Origin of the sequence: Streptomyces virginiae, assembly GCF_040638905.1 — a bacterium.
In the GTDB taxonomy this organism is placed as follows: Bacteria; Actinomycetota; Actinomycetes; order Streptomycetales; family Streptomycetaceae; genus Streptomyces; species Streptomyces virginiae_B.
The window spans coordinates 119744-145672 of record NZ_JBEZYV010000012.1; the positions used below are offsets into that span (position 1 = coordinate 119744).

The following is a 25929-nucleotide window of genomic DNA, read 5'->3' on the forward strand; positions in this document are numbered from 1 at the left end:
AGTTGGCCGTTCGGCAGTCGCTCAGTCGGCGAGGCGGCCGAAGCGGCCCTTGTGGAAGAGGAGCGGATCGCCCTCTCCGGCCGCGCCCATGGCCACGACCCGGCCCACGACGATGAGGTGGTCGCCGCCGGTGTGGACGGCGTGGATCCGGCAGTCGATCCAGGCGGGCACGGCGTCGAGCTGCGGCGATCCGGTGACGGGGGCCGGGGTGTGGGTCACCCCGGAGAACTTGTCCGCGCCGCTGACGGCGAAGGACCGGCACAGCTCGCCCTGTTCGGCCCCGAGGATGTTGACGCAGAACACCCCGGCGCGGGCGATCCGGGGCCAGGTCGTGGACGTACGGGCCACCATGAAGGTGACCAGGGGCGGGTCCAGGGACAGCGAGGCGAAGGACTGGCAGGCGAAGCCGGCCGGCCCGTCCTCGTCCTGCCCGGGAGGCGCGGTGATGACCGTGACCCCGCTCGCGAAGTTCCCCAGTACCGCTCGGAATTCGGCGGGGCTGACCGGCGCGCGCTCGTGCTCGCCGACTGCCCGCAGGTCGGGACGCGGCAGGGCGTCGACGGACTCGGGTTCCCGCTGCGCCGAGGCGGAGGTCGGGGAGCCGACTGACCTGAGGTACCGGACGACGGTGGCCGCCATCCCTGCATGTCCCATCACACCTCCGATTGAAGCTGACGGTTCGTCAGATTGGAAGCCCGGTGCGGGCAGGACCTCCGGTACGGGACGCGGGCAGGTGTGCCGGCTGATCGGCACCCCAACGCCGGGGAGCTGCGGATCCTGCGCCGCACCGGCGCGGCGCCGCACCCGCACGGGTGAAACCGGGCGGGTGGCCGGGCCCGTACACCCGCTCGGGGGAGGAGGCTCGGCATCGTGGCAGTGACCCCCTACCGCCGCCGTACCCCGGGAGAGACCATGCTCGGCACCGACTTCCGTACCGGATCACCCAACTGGCTCGACCTCGGCAGCCCCGACACCGACGCGGCCGCCGCGTTCTACGGGGCCGTCTTCGGCTGGGAGTTCGTCTCCGCCGGCCCCGAGGCCGGCGGGTACGGCTTCTTCCGGCAGGACGGCAAGACCGTCGCCGCGCTGGGACCGCTCACAGAGGAGGGGGCCCGGTCGGCCTGGATGCACCACTTCATGACCCCCGACATCCAGGCCACCACGGAGGCCGTCCGGGCCGGCGGCGGGACGGTGCGGACGGAGCCCATGGACGTCATGGGAGAGGGGTGGCTGGCGCAGTTCACCGACCCGCAGGGGGCCGAGTTCGCCTGCTGGCAGCCCGGGAACACCGCCGGCTTCGGGGTGGCCTCCGCCGAGAACACCCTGGTGTGGGCGGAGCTGCACGTACCGGACCCGGTGGCGGACATCGCCTTCTACGCCGCACTGTTCGGGTGGCGGCAGGCCGAGATGCAGTCGCCCGGGATGACCTACCGGGTCCTGAGCACCGCCGACGGCGACCAGGAGGACGCCTCCTTCGGCGGGGTCGCCCCGCTCGGCGAGGGTGCGGGCGACGGCCAGGAGGCGCGCTGGGTCCCCTACTTCCACGTGGCGGACGTCGACGCCACCATCGCCCGCGCCCGGGAGAACGGCGGGTCCGTTCTCATGCCGGCCGCCGACGTGCCGGACGTCGGGCGGATCGGCTGGCTCGCGGACCCCGCCGGCGCGGTGTTCGCGCTGCTGAAGCCCGACCCGCGGATGTAGGGGGGTCTTGCCGATCAGGCCGGGCGCGCGGGCCTGATCGGCAAGACACCCCCTGGGCCGCCCGGCGACGGGCTCTGATCATCGGCCGAGGTACTTGGGCGTGCGGCGCTCCACGAAGCTCGCCACGCCCTCGTTCGCGTCGGCCGTGGTCATGTTGATCTCCTGAGCGGTGGCCTCGGCGGCCAGCGCGGCCGCCCGGTCGCCGTCCAGCGAGGCGTTGACCAGCTGCTTCGTCATGGCGAGGGCCCGTGTGGGGCCCTGGGCGAGCCGCTCGGCCCACTCCCGGGCGGCGGCCTGGAGCTCCTCGGCCGGAACCACCTTGTTGACCAGGCCGAGCCGTGCGGCCTCGGCCGCCGGGACGGCGTCGCCGAAGAACATCAGCTCCTTGGCCTTCTGCGGGCCGACCAGGCGGGGCAGCAGGTACGCGCCGCCGCCGTCGGGGACCAGGCCGCGGCGCACGAACACCTCGATGAAGCGGGCCCCCTCGGCGGCGATGACGAGGTCGCAGGCGAGGGCGAGGTGCGAACCGATGCCGGCGGCCGTGCCGTTGACGGCGGCGAGCACGGGCTTCTCGCAGTCGAGGACCGCGGTGATCAGGCGCTGCGCGCCGAGGCGGATCATGCGGGCCACGTCGCCGGCGACGCGGTCGCCGCCGGTGGGGCCGGTGGCGGGGCCGCCGCGCAGATCGGCGCCGGCGCAGAAGCCCTTGCCGGTGGCGGTGAGGACGACCGCTCGGACCGCGGGGTCGGCGGAGGCGTCGGTGAGCAGCGTGATGACGCGTTCGCGCTGGGCCCGGGTGACGGCGTTCATGGCGTCGGGGCGGTTGAGGGTGATCCAGGAGACGTTGTTCTCGGTGCGGTGCAGGACGTCGTCCTCGGGGGCGCCGATCATGTGAAAACTCCCGTTCGGGGCGGTCGGTGCGGTGGGTGCGGCGCCGTTGCGGAGGCGCTGCCCGGGCCCCCGCGAAGCGCACGCACGGACGGGATCCGGGGCCCCGTGGGCCCCGCCCCGGGAAACGGAGAAGGAGCGGGGCGGGAGGGGCGCCGCGCAGCGGTGGCCGGGCGGCGGGGGCAGCGTCAGCGGCAGATGGCCAGGGCGTCCAGGGCGACCGCGCCCTGGCCCCGGGGAAGGACCATCAGGGGGTTGATGTCCAGCTCGGAGAGTTCGTCGCCGAACTCCAGGGCCATGCGCTGGATCCGGAGGATGACCTCCACCAGCGCGTCCACGTCCGCCGGGGGCGCTCCCCGGACGCCCTCCAGGAGGGCATGGCCGCGCAGCTCCGTGAGCATGGCGCGGGCCTGGTCCTCGCCGAACGGCGGGACGCGGACCGCCGCGTCGTGCAGGACCTCGACGAGGACGCCGCCCAGCCCGACGGTGACGGTCGGGCCGAAGAGGTCGTCCTGGGTGACCCCGACGACCATCTCCACGCCGCGTTCCACCATCTGGCAGACCAGGATCCCGTCGAGCGGGACGTTCTCGTAGCGCGCGATGTCGGTCAGCTCCCGGTACGCGTCGCGGATCTGGCTCGCGGAGGTCAGGCCGATCTTCACCAGGCCGAGTTCGGTCTTGTGGCCCAGCTGCGGGCCGGAGGCCTTCATCACCACCGGGTAGCCGACCAGCCCGGCCGCGCGGACCGCCGCCGCCGCGCTCGTCACCAGCTGCTCGCGGGGCACCCGTATCCCGTAGGCGCGCAGGAGCTGCTTCGCGGCGTGCTCGCTGAGCTGTTGTCCCGGCCGCATGAGGGCCTTCGCCTTGCGGTACGAGGGTGACGGCGTGCGGGGTGCGTCCTCGAAGGGGGAGCGGTAGCCGGCGGTGAAGCGGTGGTGGCCGAGGTAGGCGCGTACGGCGGTGATGCAGTTGCCGAAGGTGCGGAAGGTGGCCACGCGGGAGGAGCCGAGGAGGGTGGTGCGGTAGGCGTCCTCGGTGCCGACGGGGGAGCCCCAGATCACGCAGATCAGCTTGTCGCTCTGCTCGGCCGCGTCCACCAGGTCCTGGGCGAGCCTGTCGCTCATCGGGGGGAAGGGGCCGGTGATCGGGCAGATCAGGACGCCCACCGAGGGGTCGGCGAGGATCGCGTCGATGATCTTCTGACCGCGCCAGTCGCCGACCGGGTGGCCTCCGTTGTCGACGGGGTTGGCGACGTTCAGGTACGGCGGGATCCACTGGTGGAGTTCGTCCTGCTTGGCCTGCGAGAGGGTGGGCAGGGTCAGGCCCGCCTCGGTGGCCAGGTCGGAGAAGTGGGCGCCGGTGCCGCCGGAGATGGAGTACACGACGACGCCGTCGGCCTCGGGCCTGCGGGCCCGGGCGAGGAGGGCGGCCGTGTCCTGGAGCTCGTCGAGGCCGTCGACGCGGATGACGCCGAACTGGCGCATGGCGGCGTCCACGACGGTGTCGGCGCCGGTCAGCTTCCCGGTGTGGGAGGCGGCCGTCCGGGCGCCGGTCTCGGTGCGGCCGACCTTGACGGCGACGACGGGAACGCCGTTGCGGGCGGCCCGGTCGGCGGCGAGGAGGAAGGACCGGCCGTCCTTGAGGCCCTCGACGTAGCAGGCGATGGCACCGACCTCGGGCTGCTCGGCGAAGTAGGAGATGAAGTCGGAGGTCTCCAGGTCGGCCTCGTTGCCGGTGGGTGCCCAGTGGGACAGCCGGATGCCCAGTTCCTGGAGGGTGTAGACGGGCCGGCCCTGGTGGCCGGACTGGGTGATCAGGGCGATCGCCGGGCCGTCGAGGTCGTCGCGGAACTCCTCGAAGGCGTTGAGGTTGGTGTTGGGGCCCAGCAGGCGCAGCCCGGAGCGCCGGACGGCGGCGGCGAGGCGTTCCTGGGCGGCGGCTCCGGCGCCGCCGGTCTCCGCGAAGCCGGAGGCGAAGGCCACGGCGAACTTCACCTTGGTGTCGGCGAGTTCCTCGATGACGGGCAGCGGGTCGGAGACCAGCAGGACGGCGAGGTCCACCTGCTCGGGCAGGTCGGCGACGGATGCGTGGCAGGCCAGGCCGAAGACGGTGGGGCGGGTGGGGTGCACGGGGTGGATCCGGGCGCCGACGCGCTCCGCCCAGCCGATGAGCCGGCGGGTGATGCCGGTGTTGGGCCTGCCCTCGGTGTCGGAGGCGCCGATGACGGCCACGGACTCGGGCCGGAAGAACCGGTCCAGGTCGGGTACGTCGGCGTGCAGGGGCCGTCCGCTGACGTCCACGGGGACCGCGTCGTCGGCGGAGGGGGCCGCCGACGAGTGGACGGCCGCCCTGGGGGTCTCCCCGCAGGCCTCGACTCGTGCGCGGAAGTCGGTGGTGAGGGTGCCGTGAGTAGATCCAAGCATCGTTCCGCCCGCTCCTGCTCGATGAACCTCGATGGAACTCAATAACTGACGTATAGTCAGATTACTGAACTGACGTGTCGTCAGGAACAGGGCTGCACAGGAAAGCTGGTGGAGGTGATGTGGTGAACGGTGGCAGACTCCGCCGCAACCGGTCCAGAGTGCACTTCCGGCCGAGATCACCCGCGCCTCGCAGCCGGGGACCCTGGATGGCCGCCCGTGTCCGTGTCATGATCGATCCCATGACCGCTGTCCGAAAGGCCCGTGCCGCGTAGGCGGCCCAGCGCGCTGCGCGCGCAACGAGCACTGCCCCGACCGGTGTACGCGGGCGCCGAGCACTGCCGGAGCGACCGGCCGCCCGGACCGTGGCCCGCCCGCATCGACCGGCTCTCGTCGCGGACGACCGCCGCGATCCACCGCGAGGAGTGCCGTCGCCCGTACGACGAGGGCCTCTGGCCCGGGGCGACCCTGACCGCTCTTGAGACCTGTCGCCACTTCCTGGCCCTTCCGGGCCGCTGGTTGTACCTGCGGCGGGACTACTGCGCCTGCGAGCACTGCGACCTCCGCAACGACATCGCCGTCGCCAGGGACCTCCTCCAACTGGTCGTGAGCAGGCTTCCTCCCCGTCCGCGCCGGGAGCTGGAGGCCGTGCTGGCCGCACTGGACGGGCAGCTGTGGCGCCGCACCGTACCCGACCCGTTCGCCCGCCGGCAGCCGCACCGCAGGGGGGCGTGGTGGCACCAGCGCCTGTACGACCTGGACCACCTCCTGTGACGGGGCGACGGGCACCACTCAGCGGTCGGCCGTCTGCCGCGCCACCGCCTTGGCGATCCTCTCCGCGTCCAGGGCCATCTCCCGGAACATGCCGCTGATGGGGTTGGTGAAGCCGGTGAAGTACAGGCCCCGCGCCCCCTCGTTCGTACGGGCGCCGTGCGCGCGGGGCCGGCCGCGCTCGTCCAGCACCCCGAGGTGGCCGACCAGCTCCTCCAGCCGGCGGCTGTACCCGGTGGCCGCGATCACCGCGTCCGGGGTGATGCGCGAGCCGTCCGCGAGCACCACCTCCGGCCCGTCGAAGGACTCCACGGCGGCCACCGGCTCCACCCGGCCGGCGCGCACCGCGTCGACCAGGCCCACGTCCTGGACCGGGATCGCGCCTTCCCTGACCCTGCTGTAGAGGCCGGTGGCGGGGCGCGGGAGCCCGTACGCCGACAGGTCCGGGACCGAGGCCCTGGCCACGAGCGCGCCCAGCCGGTCCACGAGCCCCACCGGCAGTCGCCGCACGAGGATTCCGCTGCGCTGGGCGGGCCAGCCGGCGGTGGAGCGGCGCATGATGTGCGGGGCGGTGCGCACGGCGATCCGTACGCGTGCCGCGCCGCCCTCGGCGAGGTCGGCGGCTATCTCGGCGCCGGTGTTGCCGGCGCCGACGACGAGGACGTCCTGGCCGGCGTAGGGCTCGGGGTTGCGGTAGTCGGCGGCGTGCAGCAGCCGCCCGCCGTACGAGTCCGTGCCGGGCCAGTCGGGCAGTTCGGGCGTGTGGTTGAAGCCGGTGGCGACGACGACGGCCGCGGCGGTCAGCACCCGCCCGCCGCTGGCGTGCAGGGTCCAGCCGCCCTCCCCCTCGGGGCCGGGCTCGATGCGGGTCACCTCGACGCCGGTGACGAGCTCCAGCTCGTGGAACTCGGCGTACTTCTCCAGGTAGCGCACGACGTTGTCGCGGGAGACCCAGCGGCCGAACCGGCGCGGCATCGCCAGGCCCGGGAGGGCGGAGAGCCGGCGGGTGGTGTGCAGGTGCAGCCGGTCGTAGTGGCGCCGCCAGGACGTGCCGACGGTGTCGGACTTCTCGACGACCACCGCTCGGACGCCGCGGGCGCGCAGGGCGGCGGCCGCGGCGAGGCCGCCGGGGCCGGCCCCGATCACGTACACGGGACGGGGCTGGGTGGTCATGTCGACTGCTGGTGCGGGGACTCCGGGCATGAGGTGTGATCGTATCGCCACGCTGGGTTGATGGGTCTCGGACAAGGAGGGAATCGATTGCGGATCGGTTACGGCCGGGGCTCCCGGGCCCGTGCGCGGAAGCCGTGGCCGGCCGGGGCCTTGCGGGATCGCTCCGCATCCGCTGAACTGACGTACCGTCAGATCAAGGGTGAGAGGGGTGGGTGCTGCCGATGCAGACCGTCTGGCTCAGTGGGGCCGAATGGCTCGCCGTGCTCCGGATAGGCCTCGGCCTGTGGTGGCTGGAGAGCTGGCGGCACAAGGACAAGAAGGGCTGGTTCGAACGCGGCACCGGCATCGCGTGGGCCGCCGACGTCGCGAACAAGCACCGCTGGACCTTCGTCAAGAGCGGCTTCCACCGCATCGTCGCGCCGCGGCCCAAGGCGATGGCCTACACCGTCGTCTACGCGGAACTCGCCCTCGGACTGGGCCTGGTGTTCGGCTTCCTGACCCCGATCGCGCTGATCGGCGGACTCCTGCTGAACCTCCTCTACCTGGTGCTGATGATCCACGACTGGGCCGAGCAGGGACAGAACGCGATGATGGCGCTCATCTCGCTCGTCGCGCTCCTCGCCATGTCCTGGCAGACCTGGTCCCTCGACGCGGCGATCGGACTGTTCCTGTGAGCGGCACGGCGCGCCACGACCTCCCCGAGACCGACGACTTCACCCGCCCCTACTGGGACGCGGCGGCGCAGGGCCGGCTCCTGCTGCGCCGGTGCGGCGACTGCGGGCGGGCACACCACTACCCGCGCGAGTTCTGCCCCCACTGCTGGGCCGGCGAGGACCGGGTGACCTGGGAGACCGCGAGCGGCCGGGCCACCCTCTACACGTGGTCGGTGATCCACCGCAACGACCTCCCGCCGTTCGGCACGCGCGTCCCCTACACGGCCGCCGTCGTCGACCTGGCCGAAGGCCCGCGGATGATGACCGAGGTGGTGGACTGCGAGGCGGCGGACCTGCGCATCGGCATGCCGCTGACGGTCACCTTCCGCGAGAGCGCGGACGGGGTGTGGACGGCGGTCTTCCGGCCGGAGCCCACCCCGGCCTGAGGGGTCGCCGGGCCCCTCACGGCCAGAGCAGCTCGCGGACCCACGACCCGCCGGCGGCGCGCCGGTAGCGCAGACGGGTGTGCCTGCGGGCGGCGTCCCCCTGGAAGAACTCCACCTCGGCGGGTGCCAGTACGTACCGCGTCCAGGTCGGAGCCGGCGCGTCCGGCTCCGACCCGGCCCGCTCCCAGGCGGCCGCCGAGGCCCGCGCCAGCTCCTCCACGGAACCCAGCACCTCGCTCTGCCGCCCCGTGAGCGCGGCCGCCAGCGCACCGCGCGAACGGACCGCCAGGTCCGCCCGGCTCTCCTCCGGGCCGCATGCGGTGACCTCGCCCCTCACCCGCACCTGCCGGCCCACCGACGGCCAGTAGAACCCGAGCGCCGCCTCCGGCCGCGCGGCCAGCTGGACGCCCTTGGCGCTCGTGGCGTGCGAGGCGAAGTGCCAGCCCCGCCCGTCGACGTCGTGCAGCATCAGCGTCCGTACGTCGGGCCGCCCCTCGCCGTCCACCGTGGCCAGGCTCATCGTGTGCGGCTCCGGCTGCCCCGCCCCCGCGGCGTGCACGAACCACTCCCGGAACAACGCCACCGGCTCGGCGGGCGCGGCTGCGGTGTCGAACTCCGGGAGCGGGGAGTCCCACACGCGCAGGGCGTGCAGGACGGCACGGAATTCCTCGTCGCTGATCTCGCTGATCTCGCTGCTCATGCCGCCCAGGCTAGTTGCGAGAGGAGACGCAGGTCACACCGGCCCGTGCCGCCGTCCATGTCACAGGGCGTCGGGCCACCTCGTCTCAGGGACGTAGCCACTGACGACGACGGAGGAGCACACCATGGACGCGCGACTGAACTACTTCGCCAGCCCGACCGCCGGCAAGGCCCTCAAGCACCTCATGTCGGCAGGCAAGGCGGTCAAGGACTCGCCGCTGCCGGCCGCGACGCAGGAACTCGTGGCGCTGCGCGTGAGCCAGATCAACGGCTGCGCGTTCTGCATCGACATGCACACCAAGGACGCCACCGCGGCCGGCGAGACCCCGGTACGGCTGCACCTGGTGGCGGCGTGGCGGGAGGCCGCCGTCTTCACCGAGGCCGAGCGGGCCGCACTGGAACTGGCGGAACAGGGCACCCGGATCGCGGACGGCGCCGGCGGGGTCGGCGACGAGGTGTGGGCGAACGCCGCCAAGCACTACGACACGGAGCAGCTCACCGCCCTCACGCTCCTGATCTCCTTCATGAACATGGCCAACCGGCTGAACGTCATCGCCCAGCAGCCCGGGGGCGACTACCAGCCCGGGCAGCTCCACTGACGAGGGCCCCGCCCTTGCGACGGGCCGCCGTCGGTCCGGATGATCACCGGAGGACGCCCGCGCCGGTGAACACGGCCGGGCCGGAGGACTTCAGGGGGAACCAGGCATGAGCAAGGTCGAGGAATTCGAGGAACTGCGGTCGCTGCTGTTCTCGATCGCCTACCGGATCCTGGGCAGCGTCGGCGAGGCCGAGGACGCCGTGCAGGAGACGTGGCTGCGCTTCGACGCCACGCAGACCCGGCCCACGTCGACCAAGGCCTTCCTGTCGGCGACGGTGACGCGCATCTCGATCGACGTACTGCGCTCCGCGCGCGTGCGGCGCGAGCAGTACACCGGCCCCTGGTTCCCCGAACCACTGCTCAACGACCCCTATGAGGACCCCGCGCGGGCGGTGGAGCTGGCCGACTCGGTGTCCGTGGCGGCGCTGCTGCTGCTGGAACGCCTCAGCCCGCTGGAGCGGGCGGTGTTCGTGCTGCGGGAGGTCTTCGCCTTCGACTTCGACGAGGTCGCCGCGGCGGTGGGGCGCTCGGAGGCCGCGTGCCGCCAGCTGCTGGTGCGGGCGCGCCGGCACATGGACGCCGGCCGGCCGCGGTTCGCGGCCGACCGGCGCGAGCGGCGGGAACTGGCGACGCGGTTCTTCGACGCACTGAAGGACGGCGACGTGGGCGGGCTCCAGAACCTGCTGGCGGCCGACGTACAGCTCGTCGGCGACGCCGGCGGCAACGCCCCGCAGCTGGCCAAGGCCGTCACGGGCGCGGCGAACGTCGCCCGCCTGCTGGCGGCGGTCTACCCCTGGCTGATGCGGATCGACGTGACGTGCGAGCCGCACGAGGTCAACGGCGAGCCCGGCGCGATCTTCCGCGACCGCGACGGCAAGGTGCTCCACGTCATGGCCCTCGACGTGCTCGACGGCCGGATCCAGACCATCCGCGGCCTGAACAACCCCGAGAAGCTCACCCATGTGGGCCCGGTCGCCGACGCCTGGGCCGTCGCCCGCGAGCTGAAGGAGGCGCGCCGCCGGACGACGGCCTGACGATCAGACGGCCCGGCCGAAGGAGGCGGCGAGCCGGGCGTCGGTGTGGCGCACGTCACTTCCGGATGCCGCTCATTCTTCGGCCCGCCGAAGGTCATCACTACAACGGCACCCAACGAAGGAGACTCGCCATGGCCGACACCGTGAAGGGCCCCGCCAGCTACTTCCCGTCGATCGAGAAGAAGTACGGCCGGCCGATCCCGGAATGGAAGGACCTCATCAGGTCCTCGCCGCTGACCAAGCACATGGAGCTCGTCGCCTGGCTCAAGACGGAACACGGCCTGGGCCACGGCCACGCGAACGCCCTGGTGGCCGACACGCTCGCGGAGCGCAACTAGGCGCCGGGCGGGCCGGTGGCTCCGCCGGGCGGGGCCGCCGGGGCGGGGCCGCCGGGGCGGGGCCGGGGAGGCGCGGCGGTGGCTTCGGGAGGTCGGGAGCCACTCGGGCGGCGGCGACGGGGAGGCGCGGGGGCTTCGGGGGCGGGAGACGCCCGGACGGAGGCGCAGAGGGGCAAGGGTGGCTTCGGGAGGTCGGGAGCCGCTGGATCGGTATCAGGGATGTCCTGGGGGTTTCCCGTCAGTCCCATCGTCCCTCCGTGTCGGGCCGGCCCGTCAAGGGCGCTCGTTCCTCGCGTCGCTTCGCGATGTCGCTGCGCTCCACCCTTGACCGACCGTCCCGCCCCGGAAATACGAGGACAGCCGGGAAGCCCCCAAAGGAACGGGCCGGGACCAGTTTTCAGGGACGGGGCGTCGGATGCGTCCGGGCGGAGCCCGGGGCGCATCCAATCGCTACGCGCTCCTGCGAGACGGCGGCTGCGAGCCCCGTGGGCTGGTCGTAAGCCGCCATCGATCGCTACGCGCTCCTGGCGGACGGCGTCTGCGAGCCCCTATGGCTGGTCTTAAGCCGCCACCAATCGCTACGCGCTCCTGCGAGACGGCGCCTGCGAGCCCCGTGGGCTGGGCATAAGCCGCCACCAATCGCTACGCGCTCCTGCGAGACGGCGGCTGCGAGCCTCTCGGGCTGGGCATAAGCCGCCACCAATCGCTACGCGCTCGCGAGACGGCGCCTGCGAGCCCCTTGGGCTGGGCATAGGCCGCCATCAATCGCAATGCGCTTCTCGATCACGCGTCTGCGATCCGTCTGGGGCTGGTCGCGGGCCGCAGAAACCTTCTCCGACTCTTCACGGACGGCGTCCGGCCCCCTGTGTGGGGTGGAAAAGCGTCAGATGACGGCTGGAGCGATGCCAATCCAGGTCTGAGTGAGTGCGCGCCCCAAAGAGCCGTCAATTCACCCCAATTGCCCTCGTCTGTACCGGCGGCTGGGATCTCATGGTGGTCTTGACGGGGGTTGGGTTCGGCTGAGCCGATGGATCGCCCTTCCGCCCCCCGATATCGCCCCCATCAGCCCCAGCTGAGGGCCGGACGCGGTCGTCGGGGAGCGCGTAGCGATCAATGGCGGCCTATGCCCAGCCACAGGGGCTCGCAGACGCCGTCCGCCAGGAGCGCGTAGCGATTGGTGGCGGCTTATGCCCGGCCTAAGGGGCTCGCTGACGCCGTGTGGCGGGAGCGCGTAGCGATCGATGGCGGCTTATGCCCAGCCACAGGGGCCCGCGGGCGCCGTCAGGCAGGAGCGCGTAGCGATTTGAGGCGCACCGGGCTCTGCCCGCGCATCGCTGGCCGCCCCTTCTCTTGCTCGATCCCCCGGCCCGTTCCTTTGGGGGTTTCCCGGCTGTCCTCGTATGTCCGTGGCGGGACGGTCGGTCAAGGGTGGCCGAAGGCCATCACGAAGTGACGCGAGGAACGAGCGCCCTTGACGGACCGGCCCGACACGGAGAGACGATGGGACTGACGGGAAACCCCCAGCACAACCCTGATCCCGCCCGAGTGGCTCCCGACCTTCCGAAGCCACCGCCGCGCCCCATGGCCTCGCCTCCGTCGGCTTCCGCGGTGTTCGGCCGCCCCGCGCCTTCCCGGCCCCGCCCGAGCGGCTCCCGCCCCCTGAAGCTCCCGCCCCCTGAAGCTCCCGCCCCCCCCAAGCCCCCGCCCCCCGAAGCCCCCGCCCCCCGAAGCCCCCGCCGCCTACCGCCCCCGCCGCCTACCGCCCCCGCCCCCGTGCGAACTGCGCGAACGTTTCCGTGCCGACCGCGTGGGCCGGGGTCAGGTTGCCGCCCCGACGGAAGCCCGCGTAGGCCTTGCCCGCCAGGGGGACCGGGAGGACGCGGCGGTGGCGGCCCGTTGCCGACAGGTAGGCGCGGGCCAGGTCCGGCAGGGTGTGGATCTCCGGGCCTCCCATGTCCGGGACCCGGCCCGACGGGGTCGGGACCGCCAGCTCCGCCATGCGGGCCGCGACCTCGCCGACGGCGATCGGCTGCACCCGTACGCCCTTGGGGATCGGCACGACGGGCAGTTTCGCCGCCGCGTCCGTCACCATCGCCACGAGGTCGTGGAACTGCGTCGTGCGCAGGATCGTCACGCCCAGCCCGGACGCCTCCAGCAACCGCTCCACCCGGAGCTTGCGCTTGTAGTAGCCGAGCGGGACCACGTCCACCCCGACGATCGAGATGTAGACGAGGTTCCGGACGGTCCCGGCGCGCCGGGCGGCCTCGATCAGGTGCCCGGCGGCCACGTCGTCGCCCTTGCCCGCCCCGCGCGTGTTGCTCGCGCAGTGCACGATCACCTCCGCGCCCGCCAGCGCCGCCTCCAGGCCGGTGCCGTCCTGGAGGTCCACGGGATGGTCCGGAGCGTGCTGGCTCAGCACACGGACCTCGTGGCCGGCCGCCCGCAGGCGTTCGGTGACGGGCGAGCCGAGGGTCCCGGTGCCTCCGGTGACGACGATGGTGCTCATGGTGTCGGTCCTTCGCTGGTGCGGTGGGATGTGTGCAGCAGCTGGGACCGGACAGCCCTCATGAATGTGACAGCTGCCGCCGAAGGAATTCCAGCTTCTCCGGGTTGACCACCGCGCTGATGCCGCTGACCAGCCCATTCTCGAATTCCACCAGCAGGACCGCCACCTCGCCGAAGAGCACTGCGGGCGCGCCGTTGACCTCCGCGACGCTGACCGGCACCCCGGCCACGTACTTCGCCATGGCGCCCATCGCGAACCGGGCCACCTTGTCGCGCCCCAGGATCGGCCGCCGCGCCGCGTTGACCACGCCGCCGCCGTCGGACACGTACCGCACGTCGGCCGCCAGCACCCCCTCCAGTCGGCTGAGGTCCCCGCTGCGGGCGGCGGTCATGAAGCTCTCCAGGAGCCCCTGCCACCGCTCGGGATCGGCGGAGAACCGCTTCTCCCCGGTGGCCGCCCGGTCGGCGGCCACCCGGGCCGCCGCGCGCCGGTGGAGCTGGCGGCAGTTGGCCTCGGTGAGGTCCAGGAGGGTGGAGATCTCCCGGTGGCTGTAGGCGAAGGCCTCGCGCAGTACGTACACCGCGCGCTCGACCGGGGTGAGCTGCTCCAGCAGCAGGAGCAGGGCCATGGACACGCTGTCGCGCTGCTCCGCCGACTCCAGCGGGCCCAGGGTGCCGCCCCCGGTGAGGACGGGCTCCGGGAGCCAGGGGCCGACGTACTGTTCGCGCCGGGCGCGCGCCGAGGTGAGGCTGTTGAGGCAGAGGTTGGTGACGACCTTGGCGAGCCAGGCCCCCGGGTGCTGGATGGCGGCGCGGTCCGCCGCGTCCCAGCGCAGGTAGGCGTCCTGCACGATGTCCTCGGCCTCCGTGGCGGAGCCGAGCATGCGGTAGGCGATGCCGAACATCCGGGGCCGGTGTTCCTCGAAGTCCGCTGCCGACGCGGTGACATGGGTGCTCACCGGACCAGCCTACGAGGGCGGGCGCGGCGGGAACGTGCGAGGACCCGGTGGCCGCCGGGCCACCGGGTCCTCACGTTTTCAGCAGGCGCCCTGGTCCTTCCAGACGCCCCATTCACCCGTGGTGCCGGGTTCCTCGTTCTGCGTCCACCACTGGGCCTTCCAGCTGCGGCCCTTGTGGGAGACGACGTTGCCGCTGTTGTAGACCGTGCCCGCGACGTACGCCGGGTTGGTGCAGGTCCCGCCGGTGGGCGGGGGCGTGGTCGGCGGCGTCGTGGGGGGAGTGGTCGGCGGGGTGGTCGGGGGCTGGGTGCCGCCGCCGGGCTGGACCAGGGTCGTACCGCGGGCCAGGTCCCCGGCGAGGGCGTACGTGGTGCCGGAGATGTTCACCGTCCAGTTGGAGGGGGTGGACACCGGCAGGTAGTAGTTGAACGCCAGGTCGACGGAGGCGCCGGGGGCGAGGGTCTGCCAGGCGGGGAGCTTCAGGGAGACCCGCTGGAAGTCGCCCTTGAGGCCGCCGACGTTGGTGCCGGTGTGGCCGCTGCTGATCACGGCCGTGCCGAAGCCGGACTGGTCGGAGGCGTTGTTCGGGGCGGAGGTGCCGTAGTCGAACTGGAACTCGGTTCCGCCGGGAAGGGTGGCACCGGTGTTGTTGGTGATCTTCAGCTTCGGGGTCAGCGGGTAGTTGGAGTCGCCGAGCTTGAACTCGGTGAACTCCGTCCTGATGTCCACCGCCTGGGTCGGGAGGGTCGAGCCGGCCTTCTTCGCGCCGTACGGGGAGGCCGACTTGAACTTCTGGTACATGGCGTCGGTGAGCGTGTCGCCCATCTCGTACTGGCCCTTGGCAGCGTTGTAGGAGTAGTCGCCGGCGAGCTCCCAGACCATCGTGCCGCCGATGCCCTTGTTCACCACGTAGTCGGCCTTGGCCTTGACCGACTGCTCGTCCTCGGTGGAGAGGAAGACCTTCTTCTGCGCGTTCCACAGCCACGGCGCCACCAGGGTGGAGTCGTACTTGCGGGCGTACGTGCCGGACAGGGTGGTGTTCGCCGGGAAGCCGTACTTGGTGACGTAGTCGCCGACGACCCCCTTCTCCAGGTTCTTGGCGTGCCACATCGGGTTCGAGCCCGCCGGGGACTCGGCCCCGTTGGTGTCCTTGTCGTGCCACAGGTTGTCGATGCCGACCGCGCCGTCACCGCACTTGGTCAGGCCCGCGCCGGCCGGGCAGTTGGTCGCGGGGGCCTTGCCCCACAGGCCGTCGGTACCGCCCTGCACGTTCTTGAAGCCGCGGGTGTAGTAGGGCAGGCCGATGTTGATGCGGCCGCCCGGCATGGAGCCGCGGAAGTAGTGGTAGGCCCAGTCGGTGTTGAGGTAGCCGATGCCGCCGTACTGGGAGGTGGAGTAGACGCCCGCGGCGGCCAGTTCGGCGTCCTTGCCGTCGTCGAAGAGCGAGGCGTTGGGGCCGACGTACTCGTTCCAGGCGCCGTGCAGGTCGTAGGACATGATGTTGACGTAGTCCAGGTACTTCTGCATCTGGAACGTCTCCATGCCCCGCAGCAGGTAGCCGGAGGAGGGGGCGGCGACGGTGAGCAGGTAGTGCTTGCCGTCGGCGGCGCCCGCGCGGTCGAGCTTCTCGCGCAGCGACTTCATCAGGGCCGCGTAGCCCTGGACCAGGCCGGCCCGGCGGGCGTTGGACAGCTGCCAGTCGAGGGGGTTGCCCGCGTCCTTCATCGTGGTCGGGTACTCGTAGTCGATGTCGACGCCGTTGAAGCCGTAGGTGCGGATGAAGTCGACCGAGGACTGGGCGAAGGTGTCGATGCCGGCCTGGTTGACGGAGCCGTCGGCGTTGGTGGCCATCGAGTAGAAGCCGCCGGAGGCGACCCGGTTGCCGTCGTCGCCGAAGTAGCCGCCGGTCTCGGCCCAGCCGCCGACCGAGATGAGCGTCTTGACGTCGGGGTACTGCTTCTTGAATTTGTTCAGCAGGTTGAAGTGGCCCTTGTAGGGGAGCGCCGGGTCCATCTCGGCTCCCGAGACGCCGGGCCAGGTCATTCCGGTGGCGGCGTTGTTCGCGTTGTCGGTGCCGACCGAGATCTTGTTGTCGGCGCCCACGTGGGCGAAGGCGTAGTTCAGGTGGGTGACCTTGGACCACGGGATGTTGTTGGCGAGGTAGGCGGGAGTGCCGTCCTTGCCGGTGCGCCAGCCGGTGAAGTATCCGATGACGCGGCGCTGGTGGTCGGCGCCCATCTTCTCGCGGCCTTCGGAGTCGTAGACCGAGCAGTAGGGAACGTCGACGCCGGCCGTCTTGTGGAGGCCGTCTGGGCGACAGCTCTCGTTGTCGGCCGCGTGCGAGACGCCCGCCGAGAGCCCGCCGGCCAGCAGCGCGGCGATTGCGGCGCCGGATGCCAGGAGCATCGCTCTCGTACGTGTGGGGGACGGCATTGTGCCTCCTGGGGAGGGGAGGATGCAGGACACGAGTGGACACACCATGGAGCAACGTGACTGGTGCAGAAGCTTGTTGGCCCGTGACGTGCGCACATCTGACGGGCTGTTCCCGGGAAGATGAAGGGAACGTTAAGAGGACTAGACCAACCCGTCAATAGGTCTGGACCAACCGCGCTGCCATGCGTCCAGGTCCGCGCCCGGGGTGGCCCCGGAGTCACCCTCTGTGAGCCAGGCCACACCGGATCACCCGCATGGCGGGCGATCCGCCGTGGCAAACTGGCTGGAGTACCAGTAGCAGCGCACTCCGGGGTCGGTGTAATTCCGAACCGGCGGTATAGTCCGCGACCCGTCCGCAGCCAGCGGCCGGTTGACCAGGTGAAATTCCTGGACCGACGGTTAAAGTCCGGATGGGAGGCAGTGCGCGGCGGGCCAGTCACCGGTACGCCGCCGTCGGCGGTTCCTCGGCATATCCCTGCGGACATGCCCGGTCGAACCGTTTCTCCGGCCTCGGCGTCCCCGCGTGACCTGTTCCGCTTCATCTGTCGTATCCCGACAGGCCCCGGAGTCCGTGCCCGATGAGGCAGGAGGACCCGGTGGCGACACACGCCGCGCACGCAGCACCCGCACCCGACGCGGGTACCCGTGCCATGCGACGGGCCGTCGAGCTCGCCGCCCGCGGACTCGGCTCCACCAGTCCCAACCCGGTCGTCGGCTGCGTCATCACCGACGCCTCCGGCGCCGTCGTCGGCGAGGGCTGGCACCAGCGGGCCGGCGGCCCGCACGCCGAGGTCCACGCCCTGCGCGCCGCAGGCGCGGCGGCCCGCGGCGGCACCGCCTACGTCACCCTCGAACCCTGCAACCACACCGGCCGCACGGGGCCCTGCGCACAGGCACTCGTCGACGCCGGCATCGCCCGCGTCGTCTACGCCGTCCCCGACCCGAACCCGCAGGCCAGCGGCGGCGCAGCCACTCTGCGCGCCGCCGGGATCGACACCGCGGCCGGCCTGCTCCGGGCCGAGGCCGAAGCCGGCAACACCGCCTGGCTGACCTCCGTACGGCTCGGCCGGCCCCACGTGACCTGGAAGTACGCCGCCACCCTCGACGGCCGCAGCGCCGCCGCCGACGGCAGCAGCCGCTGGATCAGCTCCCCCGAGTCCCGCGCGGACGTCCACCGGCTGCGCGCCGAGGCCGACGCCGTCCTGGTCGGCGGCGGCACCCTGCGCGCCGACGACCCGCACCTGGCCGTCCGCGGCATCGACGGCGCCACCCAGCCCCTGCGCGTGGCCCTCGACACCCGCGCCGCACTCCAGCCGGCCGCCCGCATCCTCGACGACGCCGCGCCCACGCTGCTGGTCGTCGCCGATGACGCCGACACCCGCCACCTGCCCGGCGTCGACCTGCTCCGGCTGCCCCTGCACGACGGCCGCATCCCCGTCGGCCTGCTCCTCACACAGCTGTACGCCCGCGGCGTGCGCTCCCTCCTCCTCGAAGGCGGCCCCACCCTCGCGGGCGCCTTCCTCGAAAACGGCACCGTCGACCGCGTCGTCGGCTACCTCGCCCCCGCCCTGCTCGGCGCCGGCCCCGCCGCCCTCGCCGACGCGGGCATCACGAACATCTCCCGCGCCCTGCGCCTCGACATCACCGAGGCCGTCCGCGTGGGCCCCGATCTGCGCATCACCGCCCTTCCCGCCACCGCCCCCAAGGAGCACTGAGTGTTCACCGGAATCGTCGAAGAACTGGGCGAGGTCACCGCCGTCGAGCCGCTCCAGGAAGCCTCCCGCTTCCGGCTGCGCGGGCCCCTCGTCACCGAGGACGCCAAGCACGGCGACTCCATCGCCGTCAACGGCGTCTGCCTGACCGTCGTGGAGACCGCCGACGGCGAGTTCACCGCCGACGTCATGCAGGAGACCCTCAACCGCTCCAGCCTGGGCGCCCTGACCAAGGGCTCCCGCGTCAACCTGGAGCGCCCCATGGCCCTCGGCGGGCGGCTCGGCGGCCACCTGGTGCAGGGGCACGTGGACGGCACCGGCGAGATCCTCTCCCGTACCCCCTCCGAGCACTGGGAGATCGTCAAGGTCGCCCTCCCGCAGAACCTCTCCCGCTACGTCGTCGAGAAGGGCTCCATCACCGTCGACGGCGTCAGCCTCACCGTGGTCGAGGCCGCCGCCGACTGGTTCACCATCAGCCTCATCCCCACCACCCTCGCGCTGACCACCCTCGGCATCAAGCAGCCCGGCGACCCGGTCAACCTCGAGGTCGACGTCCTTGCGAAGTACGTCGAACGCCTCCTCGCCGCCGGCGTGGACCCGCTGCACGCCGACCCGACGGGAGAAGTCCGGTGAGCGCCCTGAACTGGCTCAACGCGGAGGCGTTCACCGTCCTCGGCCAGAAGGTCATCTGGTCCGACATGATCGGCAACCTGATGGGCCTGGCCGCGCTCGCCCTCGGCTGGCGCCGCTCCATATGGACCTGGCCCGCCCAGCTGCTCTCCGGACTGATCCTCATCGCCGCCTACGCCTCCGCGCACCTCGCCGGCGGCGTCGGCAAGCAGCTCCTCGTCATCGGCGTGGCCGTCTTCGGCTGGACCGCCTGGCAGCGCGGCAAGCAGCAGGCCCAGGACGGCTCCATCGCCGTACGCACCGCCACCTGGACCGAGCGCGGACTGCTCCTCGGCGGAGCGGCCCTCGGCACCCTCGCCGTCGGCGGCCTCTTCACGCTCTACCCGTCCCTGTCCTGGAGCCCCTGGGCCGACGCCTACATCTTCGTCGGCACCATCGTCGCGATGGTGGCGCAGGCCCGCGGCCTCGTCGAGTTCTGGTTCGCATGGCTCCTCGTCGACCTCGTCGGCGTCCCCCTCGCCTTCACCGGCGGGCTGGCCTTCTCCGGACTGGTCTACGTCGTCTACTTCGCCCTCGTGGTGTGGGGCGCCTACGACTGGTACCAGCGCTCCCGCACCACTCCCGCCCCGGCCCTCGAAGGAGCAGCGGCATGACCACCCTCAAGCCCGTGCCCGACATCCCCGAAGAGACCTTCCGCCTCGACCCCGTCGAGCAGGCGATCCGCGACATCGCGGCGGGCCGGCCCGTCGTCGTCGTGGACGACGAGGACCGAGAGAACGAGGGAGACCTCGTCATCGCCGCCGAGAAGGCCACCCCCGAGATCGTCGCCTTCATGATGAGCGAGTGCCGCGGCCTGATCTGCGCCCCCATGGAGGGCCCGGAGCTGGACCGCCTCGAACTCCCGCAAATGGTCCAGAACAACACCGAGTCGATGCAGACCGCCTTCACCGTCTCCGTCGACGCGAGCGCCGCCCACGGCGTCTCCACCGGCATCTCCGCCGCCGACCGCGCCACCACCCTGCGCCTCCTCGCCGACGGCGTCAGCGGCCCCGGCGACTTCGTCCGCCCCGGCCACATCTTCCCCCTGCGCGCCAAGCCCGGCGGCGTCCTGGTCCGCAACGGCCACACCGAGGCCGCCGTAGACCTCGCCCGCCTCGCGGGCCTGCGCCCGGCCGGCGCCATCGTGGAGATCGCCGGCGAGGACGGCGTCATGCTGCGCCTGCCCGAGCTGATCCCCTTCGCCCGCAAGCACGGCCTGACGATCATCTCCATCGAGGACCTGATCGCCTACCGCCGCTCCGCCGAACCCACCGTCCGCCGCGAGGCGGAGGTCAACCTGCCGACCGCCTTCGGCGACTTCACCGCGCACGGCTACCGCTCCACCGTCGACGGCGTCGAGCACGTCGCCCTCGTCCACGGCGAGATCGGCGACGGCTCCGACATCCTGGTCCGCATGCACTCCGAGTGCCTGACCGGCGACATCTTCGCCTCCCAGCGCTGCGACTGCGGCCCCCAGCTGCACGCCTCCATGGAGCGGATCAAGACCGAGGGCCGCGGCGTCGTCGTCTACCTGCGCGGCCACGAGGGCCGCGGCATCGGACTGCTGTCCAAGCTGCGCGCCTACGAGCTCCAGGAGCGCGGCCGCGACACCCTCGACGCCAACCTGGAGCTGGGCCTGCCCGCCGACGCCCGCGACTACGCCGCCGGCGCGCAGATCCTCGCCGACCTCGGCGTGCACGGCGTCCGGCTGCTGACGAACAACCCCGACAAGTCCGCCGCCCTGGAACGGCACGGCATCACGGTCACCAGCCGGGAGGCCATGCCGGTCGAGGCGGGCGAGCACAATCTGCGGTACCTGCGCACCAAGCGGGACCGGATGGGCCACGACCTGCCCTGGCTGGACGGGCCCGTGACCACGTCCGCCTGCGGCAACCAGTAAGCACGCACCACCACCCGTACGTACATCCACGAACCACCGAGGAGCAGAGCTGTGAGCGGCAAGGGCGCACCCGAACTGAGCGTGAAGAACTGCGGAGACCTGCGAGTCGCCGTGATCGCGGCCCAGTGGCACGAGAAGGTCATGGACGGACTGGTCGACGGCGCCCTGCGGGCCCTGCACGAGCTGGGCATCGACGAGCCCACCCTGCTCCGCGTCCCCGGCAGCTTCGAGCTCCCGGTCGTGGCGAAGGTCCTGGCCGGGCGCGGCTACGACGCCATCGTCGCCCTCGGCGTGGTCATCCGCGGCGGCACCCCGCACTTCGACTACGTCTGCCAGGGCGTCACCCAGGGCCTGGTCCAGGTGTCGATCGACACCGGGGTCCCCGTCGGCTTCGGCGTACTGACCTGCGACAACGACGAGCAGGCGCTGGACCGCGCCGGCCTCGAAGGGTCGAACGAGGACAAGGGCCACGAAGCGGTCACCGCCGCCGTCTCCACCGCCATGACCCTGCGCACCGTCAGCGAACCCTGGCGTTAGTCCAAGGAGTGAACCCCGGCACCGGGGCACCCGGGTGAGCCCTTACTCTAAGGACATCATGGCGAACAAACCCTCCAAGACCTTCGAAGAGCTCTTCACCGAGCTCCAGCACAAGGCCGTCGAAGGCGACCCCGGCACCTCCCGCACCGCCGAGCTCGTCCACAAGGGCGTCCATGCCATCGGCAAGAAGGTCGTCGAGGAGGCCGCCGAGGTCTGGATGGCCGCCGAGTACGAGGGCAAGGAAGCCGCCGCCGAGGAGATCTCCCAGCTGCTGTACCACGTCCAGGTGATGATGGTCGCGCGCGGGATCTCCCTCGACGACGTCTACGCGCACCTCTGAGCCGGGCCGGGGTCGCACACCCACCCGTTTCACAAGCACGCACACCACGCAACCACGCACACCACGCATCAAAGGAAGCCCATGCTGCGCATCGCCGTCCCCAACAAGGGTTCACTCTCCGGACCGGCGTCGGCGATGCTCCATGAGGCCGGCTACCGGATGCGCAAGGAGTCCAAGGAGCTCGTGGTCGTCGACCCCGAGAACGAGGTGGAGTTCTTCTACCTCCGGCCCAAGGACATCGCGATCTACGTCTCCTCGGGCAAGCTCGACATCGGCATCACCGGCCGCGACCTGCTGCTCGACTCCGGCGCCAGCGCCGAGGAGATCCTCCCGCTGAACTTCGGGCGCTCCACCTTCCGCTACGCCACCACCCCCGGCACGGCGAAGGGCCCCGAGGACTTCACCGGGATGACCATCGCGACCTCCTACGAGGGGATCGTCGCCAAGCACCTGGCCGACCAGGGCATCGACGCCTCCGTCGTGCACCTCGACGGCGCCGTCGAGACCGCCATCCAGCTCGGCGTCGCCCAGATCATCGCGGACGTCGTCGAAACCGGCACCAGCCTGCGCAACGCCGGCCTGGAGGTCATCGGCGAGCCGATCCTCACCTCCGAGGCCGTCGTCATCCGCGGCAACGGCGCCGACGCCGACGACCCGCAGGTCCAGCAGTTCCTGCGCCGCCTGCAGGGCGTCCTCGTGGCCCGCAGCTACGTGATGATGGACTACGACTGCCGCGCCGAGCACCTGGAGCGCGCGGTCGCCCTCACCCCGGGCCTCGAGTCGCCGACCGTCTCCCCGCTGCACAACGAGGGCTGGGTCGCGGTCCGCGCCATGGTGCCCGCCAAGGAGGCCCAGCGCATCATGGACGACCTGTACGAGCTCGGCGCCCGCGCGATCCTCACCACCTCGATCCACGCCTGCCGCCTCTGAGGCAACGCGCACGCCCGCTCCTCACCCGTACGACCCCCAGAAGGCAACGCACCATGGCCGAGTCCGCCGCCCAGCCCGTACCGCCCACCCTGCCGGTCACCTTCCGGCCGACCCGCACGCGGGCCGTCCTGCTGGGCGTCGGGCTCGCCATGTTCGCCACCATCACGGCCATCGCCGTGATGCTGGAGAACCTCAGCCCCGGCGAGCGGATCAGCTTCGTCTTCACCGCCGTCCTGCTCAGCTCGGTACTCGTCCTGCTCAGCCGCCCCAAGGTGGCCGCGGACGAGGACGGCGTCACCGTCGTCAACCTCACCAACACCCGCCGTCTGGCCTGGGCGGAGATCCTCCGGGTCAACCTCCGCCCCGGCGACCCGTGGGTGTTCCTGGACCTCAGCGACGGCACCAGCCTGCCCGTGCTCGGCATCCAGCCGGGCGTGGCCAAGCAGCAGGCCATCAGCGACGCGCGCGCCCTGCGCGCCCTCGCCGAAAGCCGCGGAACCGGCACGAACGACCACTGACCCCACCGACGCCCGCAGCCGCGTACCGTTGCGGCCGCGATCTCAGTGACTACCCTGGTGGCGGGGCGCAGCCGTGCGTCCTCCCACCGGCCCCGGGACCCCGAGGCCCGCGGGCACCTGCAACTCGAGGAGTGACTCCCTCCAGCAATGGACGGATCGTCCGGTAATATCCGCGCCGCCCTCCCCACGGAGGCGGCGGCATGACCATCCCGCTACTCCTGCTCGCGGCGGCGTTCGCCCTGATCCTCGCCAACGGATTCTTCGTGGCGGCCGAGTTCGGCCTCGTCACGGTGGAGCGCCCCGAGGCGGAGCGCGCCGCAGCCGACGGAGACCGCCGTGCCCGCACGGTCGTCAAGGCCCTGCGGGAGCTGTCCTTCCAGCTCTCCGGCACCCAGCTCGGCATCACCATCACCTCCCTCGTGGTCGGCATGCTCGCCGAGCCCGCCCTCGCCGCACTGCTGGCCGGGCCGCTCGCCGCGACCGGCCTCCCGAAGGGAGCCGTCTCCGGCGTCGCCGTCGTCATCGGCATGCTGCTCGCCTCCGCCGTCCAGATGGTCGTCGGCGAGCTCGTCCCGAAGAACTGGGCGGTCTCCCGGCCCCTCCAGGTGGCCCGCTTCGTCGCCGGCCCGCAGCACGCCTTCTCACGCGCCTTCCGGCCGGTCATCGCCGGCCTCAACGCCGTCGCCAACCGGCTCGTACGGGCCCTCGGCGTGGAGCCCACCGAGGAGATGGCCTCCGCCCGCACCCCGGGCGAACTCGTCTCCCTGGTCCGCCATTCGGCCCAGGCCGGCGCCCTCGAACAGGACACCGCCGACCTCTTCGTACGGACCCTGTCGCTGGGCGACCTCACGGCCCAGCACGTCATGACCCCCCGGGTGAAGGTCAGCGCCCTCCAGCACACGGCCACCGCGGCCGACGTGCTGAACCTGACCCGCGCCACGGGCCTGTCCCGCTTCCCGGTCTACCGCGAACGCATCGACGAGATCACCGGTGTGGTCCACCTCAAGGACGCCCTCGCCGTGCCCGAGTCCGAACGCGACCGCACCACCGTGGGCCGGATCTGCGTCGCACCGCTGCTGGTGCCCGGGTCCCTGCCGGTGCAGCCGCTGCTGGAGCGCCTGCGCAGCGAACAGCCGATGGCCGTGGTCGTCGACGAGTACGGCGGCACCGCCGGCGTCGTCACCCTGGAGGACATCGTGGAGGAACTCGTCGGGGAGGTCCGCGACGAGCACGACCTCGCCGAGGACGAGACCCCCGAACTCGCTGCCGTGCCCGCCGAGGACGGCCGTCCCTCCTGGGAGGCCGACGGCAGCTGCCGCGTGCAGACCCTGCGCCGGATAGGCCTGGAGGTGCCCGAGGGCCCCTACGAGACCGTCGCCGGCCTCGTCGCCGACCTCCTCGGCCGGATCCCCGCCCCCGGGGACCGCGCGGACCTCCCCGGATGGAAGCTGTCCGTCCGCAGGGTCGGCCGCAACCGGGCGGAACGCGTCCGGCTGGTCCGCCTGACGGCCGTATCCGCCGCCGGCGCGTACCGGCAGGCCGCGGGCCCCTCCGGCGCCCCGGTGCCCGGCTCCGGCCGCCACGGCGAAGCCGTCCCGCAGCGGGCCGAGCTGGAAGGCGCCGCCCGATGAACGCGCTCCAGCTCGTCTTCGCCCTGCTCCTCGTCCTCGCCAACGGCTTCTTCGTCGGCGCCGAGTTCGCACTCGTCTCCGTACGGCGCAGCCAGATCGAGCCCCTCGCGGCCGAGTCCAAACGGGCCCGCCAGGTGCTCCACGGCCTGGAGAACCTGCCCCGCATGATGGCCGCCGCGCAGTTCGGCATCACCGTCTGCTCGCTGACCCTCGGCGCGGTCGCCGAACCGACCGTGGCCCGGCTGCTGGAGCCCGTCTTCCACGCCGTGCACGTACCGCAGGGCCTGATCCACCCCCTCGGCTACGCCCTCGCGCTCGCCGCCGTGGTCTTCCTGCACCTGGTCATCGGCGAGATGGTCCCCAAGAACCTCGCCATGGCCGCACCCGAGAAGACCGCCCTGTGGTTCAGCCCCGGCCTGGTCGCCTTCGCCCGCCTGTGCGGGCCGGTCACCACCGCGCTCGGCGCCTGCGCCACGTTCGTCCTGAAGCTCTTCAAGGTCGAGCCCAAGGACGAGGTCGAGGCCGCCTACACCTCCGCCCAGCTGGGCCGGCTCCTGAAGGACTCCCGGCAGGCCGGGCTCCTGGAGCCGGTCGAGCAGGAGCGTCTGGAGGACGCGCTGGAACTGGGCAGCCGCCCCGTCACCGACGTCCTCCTCGACCGGGACCGCCTGGTCACGGTCGGCCCGGCCGTCACCCCCCGCCAGATCGAACAGCTGACCGTGCGCACCGGCTACTCCCGCTTCCCCGTCCGTGCCGACAGCGGCGCCTTCATGGGCTACCTGCACGTCAAGGACGTACTGGACCTGGAGGACCGGGAACGGGCCGTGCCCCAGCGGGTCTGGCGCCGTATGACCACGCTGTGCGCCACCGTCCCGCTGGACGACGCCCTCGGCGTCATGCGCCGGGACGCCACCCACCTGGCGCAGGTCGCGGACCAGAGCGGCCGGGTCCTCGGCCTGGTCGCCCTGGAAGACGTCCTGGAAATGCTGGTGGGCGAAGTCCGCGACCCGGCCCACCGGATCCCGGCCGGCCGCACGTAGCCCAGAGGGGCCGGAACTGCCGCTCAGCGGCATG

General features: G+C 72.2%; 25 protein-coding genes and 1 riboswitch. Of the genes, 17 read left to right on the forward strand and 8 right to left on the reverse strand.

The window, feature by feature from the left end:
* Positions 1-21: 21 nt before the first annotated feature.
* A complete protein-coding gene (locus AB0F82_RS19290; protein WP_356813047.1) occupies positions 22-639 on the reverse strand; it encodes a flavin reductase family protein in 618 nt (205 codons plus the stop codon).
* A 273-nt stretch (positions 640-912) separates the two neighbouring features.
* Between AB0F82_RS19290 and AB0F82_RS19295 the strand changes: the two genes are divergently transcribed.
* Positions 913-1701 (forward strand): VOC family protein, encoded by a 789-nt coding sequence (locus tag AB0F82_RS19295; RefSeq protein ID WP_356813046.1) that lies wholly within the window; start codon positions 913-915, stop codon positions 1699-1701.
* Positions 1702-1779: 78 nt separating this feature from the next.
* On the opposite strand, the gene AB0F82_RS19300 is transcribed toward AB0F82_RS19295, so the two are convergent.
* Both AB0F82_RS19300 and AB0F82_RS19305 read right to left on the reverse strand, forming a co-directional pair.
* The gene (locus AB0F82_RS19300) at positions 1780-2592 is read right to left on the reverse strand and encodes an enoyl-CoA hydratase/isomerase family protein (RefSeq protein WP_362629056.1); all 813 of its coding nucleotides are present in this window, start codon (positions 2590-2592) and stop codon (positions 1780-1782) included.
* A 185-nt stretch (positions 2593-2777) separates the two neighbouring features.
* The gene (locus AB0F82_RS19305) at positions 2778-5012 is read right to left on the reverse strand and encodes an acetate--CoA ligase family protein (RefSeq protein ID WP_362629059.1); all 2235 of its coding nucleotides are present in this window, start codon (positions 5010-5012) and stop codon (positions 2778-2780) included.
* A 261-nt stretch (positions 5013-5273) separates the two neighbouring features.
* On the opposite strand from AB0F82_RS19305, the gene AB0F82_RS19310 reads away from it, so the two are divergent.
* Positions 5274-5783 (forward strand): hypothetical protein, encoded by a 510-nt coding sequence (locus AB0F82_RS19310; protein WP_356813010.1) that lies wholly within the window; start codon positions 5274-5276, stop codon positions 5781-5783.
* A gap of 18 nt (positions 5784-5801) precedes the next feature.
* Here the strand turns inward: AB0F82_RS19310 and AB0F82_RS19315 are convergent, their stop codons facing one another.
* Positions 5802-6983, reverse strand: a complete 1182-nt coding sequence (locus AB0F82_RS19315) for a flavin-containing monooxygenase (protein WP_362629062.1) — start codon at positions 6981-6983, stop codon at positions 5802-5804.
* Between the two features lie 191 nt (positions 6984-7174).
* Between AB0F82_RS19315 and AB0F82_RS19320 the strand changes: the two genes are divergently transcribed.
* Positions 7175-7627: a DoxX family protein gene (locus AB0F82_RS19320; RefSeq protein ID WP_362629065.1), complete on the forward strand. Its 453-nt coding sequence runs from the start codon at positions 7175-7177 to the stop codon at positions 7625-7627.
* Positions 7624-8052, forward strand: coding sequence for a Zn-ribbon domain-containing OB-fold protein (locus tag AB0F82_RS19325; protein WP_362629068.1), 429 nt, complete (start codon positions 7624-7626; stop codon positions 8050-8052). Before AB0F82_RS19320 ends, AB0F82_RS19325 begins: the two co-directional genes overlap by 4 nt.
* 16 nt (positions 8053-8068) lie before the next feature.
* Here AB0F82_RS19325 and AB0F82_RS19330 read toward each other — a convergent pair whose 3' ends face one another.
* Positions 8069-8752, reverse strand: coding sequence for a pyridoxine/pyridoxamine 5'-phosphate oxidase (locus AB0F82_RS19330; RefSeq protein WP_362629071.1), 684 nt, complete (start codon positions 8750-8752; stop codon positions 8069-8071).
* Positions 8753-8876: 124 nt separating this feature from the next.
* On the opposite strand from AB0F82_RS19330, the gene AB0F82_RS19335 reads away from it, so the two are divergent.
* From AB0F82_RS19335 to AB0F82_RS19345, 3 genes are all read left to right on the forward strand, one after another.
* Positions 8877-9350, forward strand: coding sequence for a carboxymuconolactone decarboxylase family protein (locus AB0F82_RS19335; protein ID WP_356813003.1), 474 nt, complete (start codon positions 8877-8879; stop codon positions 9348-9350).
* A gap of 106 nt (positions 9351-9456) precedes the next feature.
* Positions 9457-10383 (forward strand): RNA polymerase sigma-70 factor, encoded by a 927-nt coding sequence (locus AB0F82_RS19340; RefSeq protein ID WP_362629074.1) that lies wholly within the window; start codon positions 9457-9459, stop codon positions 10381-10383.
* A 131-nt stretch (positions 10384-10514) separates the two neighbouring features.
* Complete coding sequence (locus tag AB0F82_RS19345; RefSeq protein WP_362629077.1) at positions 10515-10721, forward strand: DUF4287 domain-containing protein; 207 nt, start codon at positions 10515-10517, stop codon at positions 10719-10721.
* A 1756-nt stretch (positions 10722-12477) separates the two neighbouring features.
* Here the strand turns inward: AB0F82_RS19345 and AB0F82_RS19350 are convergent.
* The 3 genes from AB0F82_RS19350 to AB0F82_RS19360 form a co-directional block, all read right to left on the reverse strand.
* Entirely contained in the window at positions 12478-13227 is a 750-nt protein-coding gene (locus tag AB0F82_RS19350; RefSeq protein WP_362629080.1) for an SDR family oxidoreductase, read from the reverse strand.
* Positions 13228-13285: 58 nt separating this feature from the next.
* Positions 13286-14185, reverse strand: a complete 900-nt coding sequence (locus AB0F82_RS19355; RefSeq protein ID WP_362629083.1) for an RNA polymerase sigma-70 factor — start codon at positions 14183-14185, stop codon at positions 13286-13288.
* Between the two features lie 78 nt (positions 14186-14263).
* A complete protein-coding gene (locus tag AB0F82_RS19360) occupies positions 14264-16618 on the reverse strand; it encodes a chitinase C-terminal domain-containing protein (RefSeq protein ID WP_362629086.1) in 2355 nt (784 codons plus the stop codon).
* A gap of 298 nt (positions 16619-16916) precedes the next feature.
* Positions 16917-17046: riboswitch (FMN riboswitch) on the forward strand.
* A 222-nt stretch (positions 17047-17268) separates the two neighbouring features.
* Here AB0F82_RS19360 and ribD point away from each other — a divergent pair.
* From ribD to AB0F82_RS19410, 10 genes are all read left to right on the forward strand, one after another.
* The gene (ribD, locus tag AB0F82_RS19365) at positions 17269-18333 is read left to right on the forward strand and encodes a bifunctional diaminohydroxyphosphoribosylaminopyrimidine deaminase/5-amino-6-(5-phosphoribosylamino)uracil reductase RibD (RefSeq protein ID WP_362629215.1); all 1065 of its coding nucleotides are present in this window, start codon (positions 17269-17271) and stop codon (positions 18331-18333) included.
* Positions 18334-18963 (forward strand): riboflavin synthase, encoded by a 630-nt coding sequence (locus AB0F82_RS19370; protein WP_362629088.1) that lies wholly within the window; start codon positions 18334-18336, stop codon positions 18961-18963.
* On the forward strand, positions 18960-19613 hold the full coding sequence (locus AB0F82_RS19375) for a nicotinamide mononucleotide transporter family protein (RefSeq protein WP_356815285.1): 654 nt from the start codon (positions 18960-18962) through the stop codon (positions 19611-19613). Before AB0F82_RS19370 ends, AB0F82_RS19375 begins: the two co-directional genes overlap by 4 nt.
* Positions 19610-20899, forward strand: a complete 1290-nt coding sequence (locus AB0F82_RS19380; protein WP_362629091.1) for a bifunctional 3,4-dihydroxy-2-butanone-4-phosphate synthase/GTP cyclohydrolase II — start codon at positions 19610-19612, stop codon at positions 20897-20899. The genes AB0F82_RS19375 and AB0F82_RS19380 overlap by 4 nt, the downstream gene beginning before the upstream one ends.
* Positions 20900-20950: 51 nt before the next feature.
* Positions 20951-21436 carry a 6,7-dimethyl-8-ribityllumazine synthase gene (gene ribH / locus AB0F82_RS19385; RefSeq protein WP_007262951.1) on the forward strand — a complete coding sequence of 162 codons (486 nt, stop codon included), beginning with the start codon at positions 20951-20953 and terminating at the stop codon, positions 21434-21436.
* A 58-nt stretch (positions 21437-21494) separates the two neighbouring features.
* Complete coding sequence (locus AB0F82_RS19390) at positions 21495-21776, forward strand: phosphoribosyl-ATP diphosphatase (protein WP_356815283.1); 282 nt, start codon at positions 21495-21497, stop codon at positions 21774-21776.
* Positions 21777-21857: 81 nt separating this feature from the next.
* Complete coding sequence (gene hisG, locus AB0F82_RS19395) at positions 21858-22706, forward strand: ATP phosphoribosyltransferase (RefSeq protein WP_030665427.1); 849 nt, start codon at positions 21858-21860, stop codon at positions 22704-22706.
* 53 nt (positions 22707-22759) lie between these two features.
* Positions 22760-23224 (forward strand): PH domain-containing protein, encoded by a 465-nt coding sequence (locus tag AB0F82_RS19400; RefSeq protein ID WP_362629096.1) that lies wholly within the window; start codon positions 22760-22762, stop codon positions 23222-23224.
* A 200-nt stretch (positions 23225-23424) separates the two neighbouring features.
* A complete protein-coding gene (locus tag AB0F82_RS19405; RefSeq protein WP_362629099.1) occupies positions 23425-24855 on the forward strand; it encodes a hemolysin family protein in 1431 nt (476 codons plus the stop codon).
* Positions 24852-25895 (forward strand): hemolysin family protein, encoded by a 1044-nt coding sequence (locus AB0F82_RS19410; RefSeq protein WP_362629102.1) that lies wholly within the window; start codon positions 24852-24854, stop codon positions 25893-25895. Before AB0F82_RS19405 ends, AB0F82_RS19410 begins: the two co-directional genes overlap by 4 nt.
* Positions 25896-25929: the final 34 nt, after the last annotated feature.

What these genes read in the sequence shown, in the direction of transcription:
- ribD (WP_362629215.1), top strand. Translation starts at nt 17,269, where the DNA reads ATGCGACGGGCCGTCGAGCTCGCCGCCCGCGGACTCGGCTCCACCAGT.
- AB0F82_RS19320 (WP_362629065.1), top strand. Translation starts at nt 7,175, where the DNA reads ATGCAGACCGTCTGGCTCAGTGGGGCCGAATGGCTCGCCGTGCTCCGG.
- AB0F82_RS19315 (WP_362629062.1), bottom strand. Translation starts at nt 6,983, where the DNA reads ATGCCCGGAGTCCCCGCACCAGCAGTCGACATGACCACCCAGCCCCGT.
- AB0F82_RS19405 (WP_362629099.1), top strand. Translation starts at nt 23,425, where the DNA reads ATGACCATCCCGCTACTCCTGCTCGCGGCGGCGTTCGCCCTGATCCTC.
- AB0F82_RS19300 (WP_362629056.1), bottom strand. Translation starts at nt 2,592, where the DNA reads ATGATCGGCGCCCCCGAGGACGACGTCCTGCACCGCACCGAGAACAAC.
- AB0F82_RS19295 (WP_356813046.1), top strand. Translation starts at nt 913, where the DNA reads ATGCTCGGCACCGACTTCCGTACCGGATCACCCAACTGGCTCGACCTC.
- AB0F82_RS19335 (WP_356813003.1), top strand. Translation starts at nt 8,877, where the DNA reads ATGGACGCGCGACTGAACTACTTCGCCAGCCCGACCGCCGGCAAGGCC.
- AB0F82_RS19380 (WP_362629091.1), top strand. Translation starts at nt 19,610, where the DNA reads ATGACCACCCTCAAGCCCGTGCCCGACATCCCCGAAGAGACCTTCCGC.
- AB0F82_RS19305 (WP_362629059.1), bottom strand. Translation starts at nt 5,012, where the DNA reads ATGCTTGGATCTACTCACGGCACCCTCACCACCGACTTCCGCGCACGA.
- AB0F82_RS19400 (WP_362629096.1), top strand. Translation starts at nt 22,760, where the DNA reads ATGGCCGAGTCCGCCGCCCAGCCCGTACCGCCCACCCTGCCGGTCACC.
- AB0F82_RS19390 (WP_356815283.1), top strand. Translation starts at nt 21,495, where the DNA reads ATGGCGAACAAACCCTCCAAGACCTTCGAAGAGCTCTTCACCGAGCTC.
- AB0F82_RS19340 (WP_362629074.1), top strand. Translation starts at nt 9,457, where the DNA reads ATGAGCAAGGTCGAGGAATTCGAGGAACTGCGGTCGCTGCTGTTCTCG.
- AB0F82_RS19360 (WP_362629086.1), bottom strand. Translation starts at nt 16,618, where the DNA reads ATGCCGTCCCCCACACGTACGAGAGCGATGCTCCTGGCATCCGGCGCC.
- hisG (WP_030665427.1), top strand. Translation starts at nt 21,858, where the DNA reads ATGCTGCGCATCGCCGTCCCCAACAAGGGTTCACTCTCCGGACCGGCG.
- AB0F82_RS19345 (WP_362629077.1), top strand. Translation starts at nt 10,515, where the DNA reads ATGGCCGACACCGTGAAGGGCCCCGCCAGCTACTTCCCGTCGATCGAG.
- AB0F82_RS19410 (WP_362629102.1), top strand. Translation starts at nt 24,852, where the DNA reads ATGAACGCGCTCCAGCTCGTCTTCGCCCTGCTCCTCGTCCTCGCCAAC.
- AB0F82_RS19290 (WP_356813047.1), bottom strand. Translation starts at nt 639, where the DNA reads ATGGCGGCCACCGTCGTCCGGTACCTCAGGTCAGTCGGCTCCCCGACC.
- AB0F82_RS19350 (WP_362629080.1), bottom strand. Translation starts at nt 13,227, where the DNA reads ATGAGCACCATCGTCGTCACCGGAGGCACCGGGACCCTCGGCTCGCCC.
- AB0F82_RS19330 (WP_362629071.1), bottom strand. Translation starts at nt 8,752, where the DNA reads ATGAGCAGCGAGATCAGCGAGATCAGCGACGAGGAATTCCGTGCCGTC.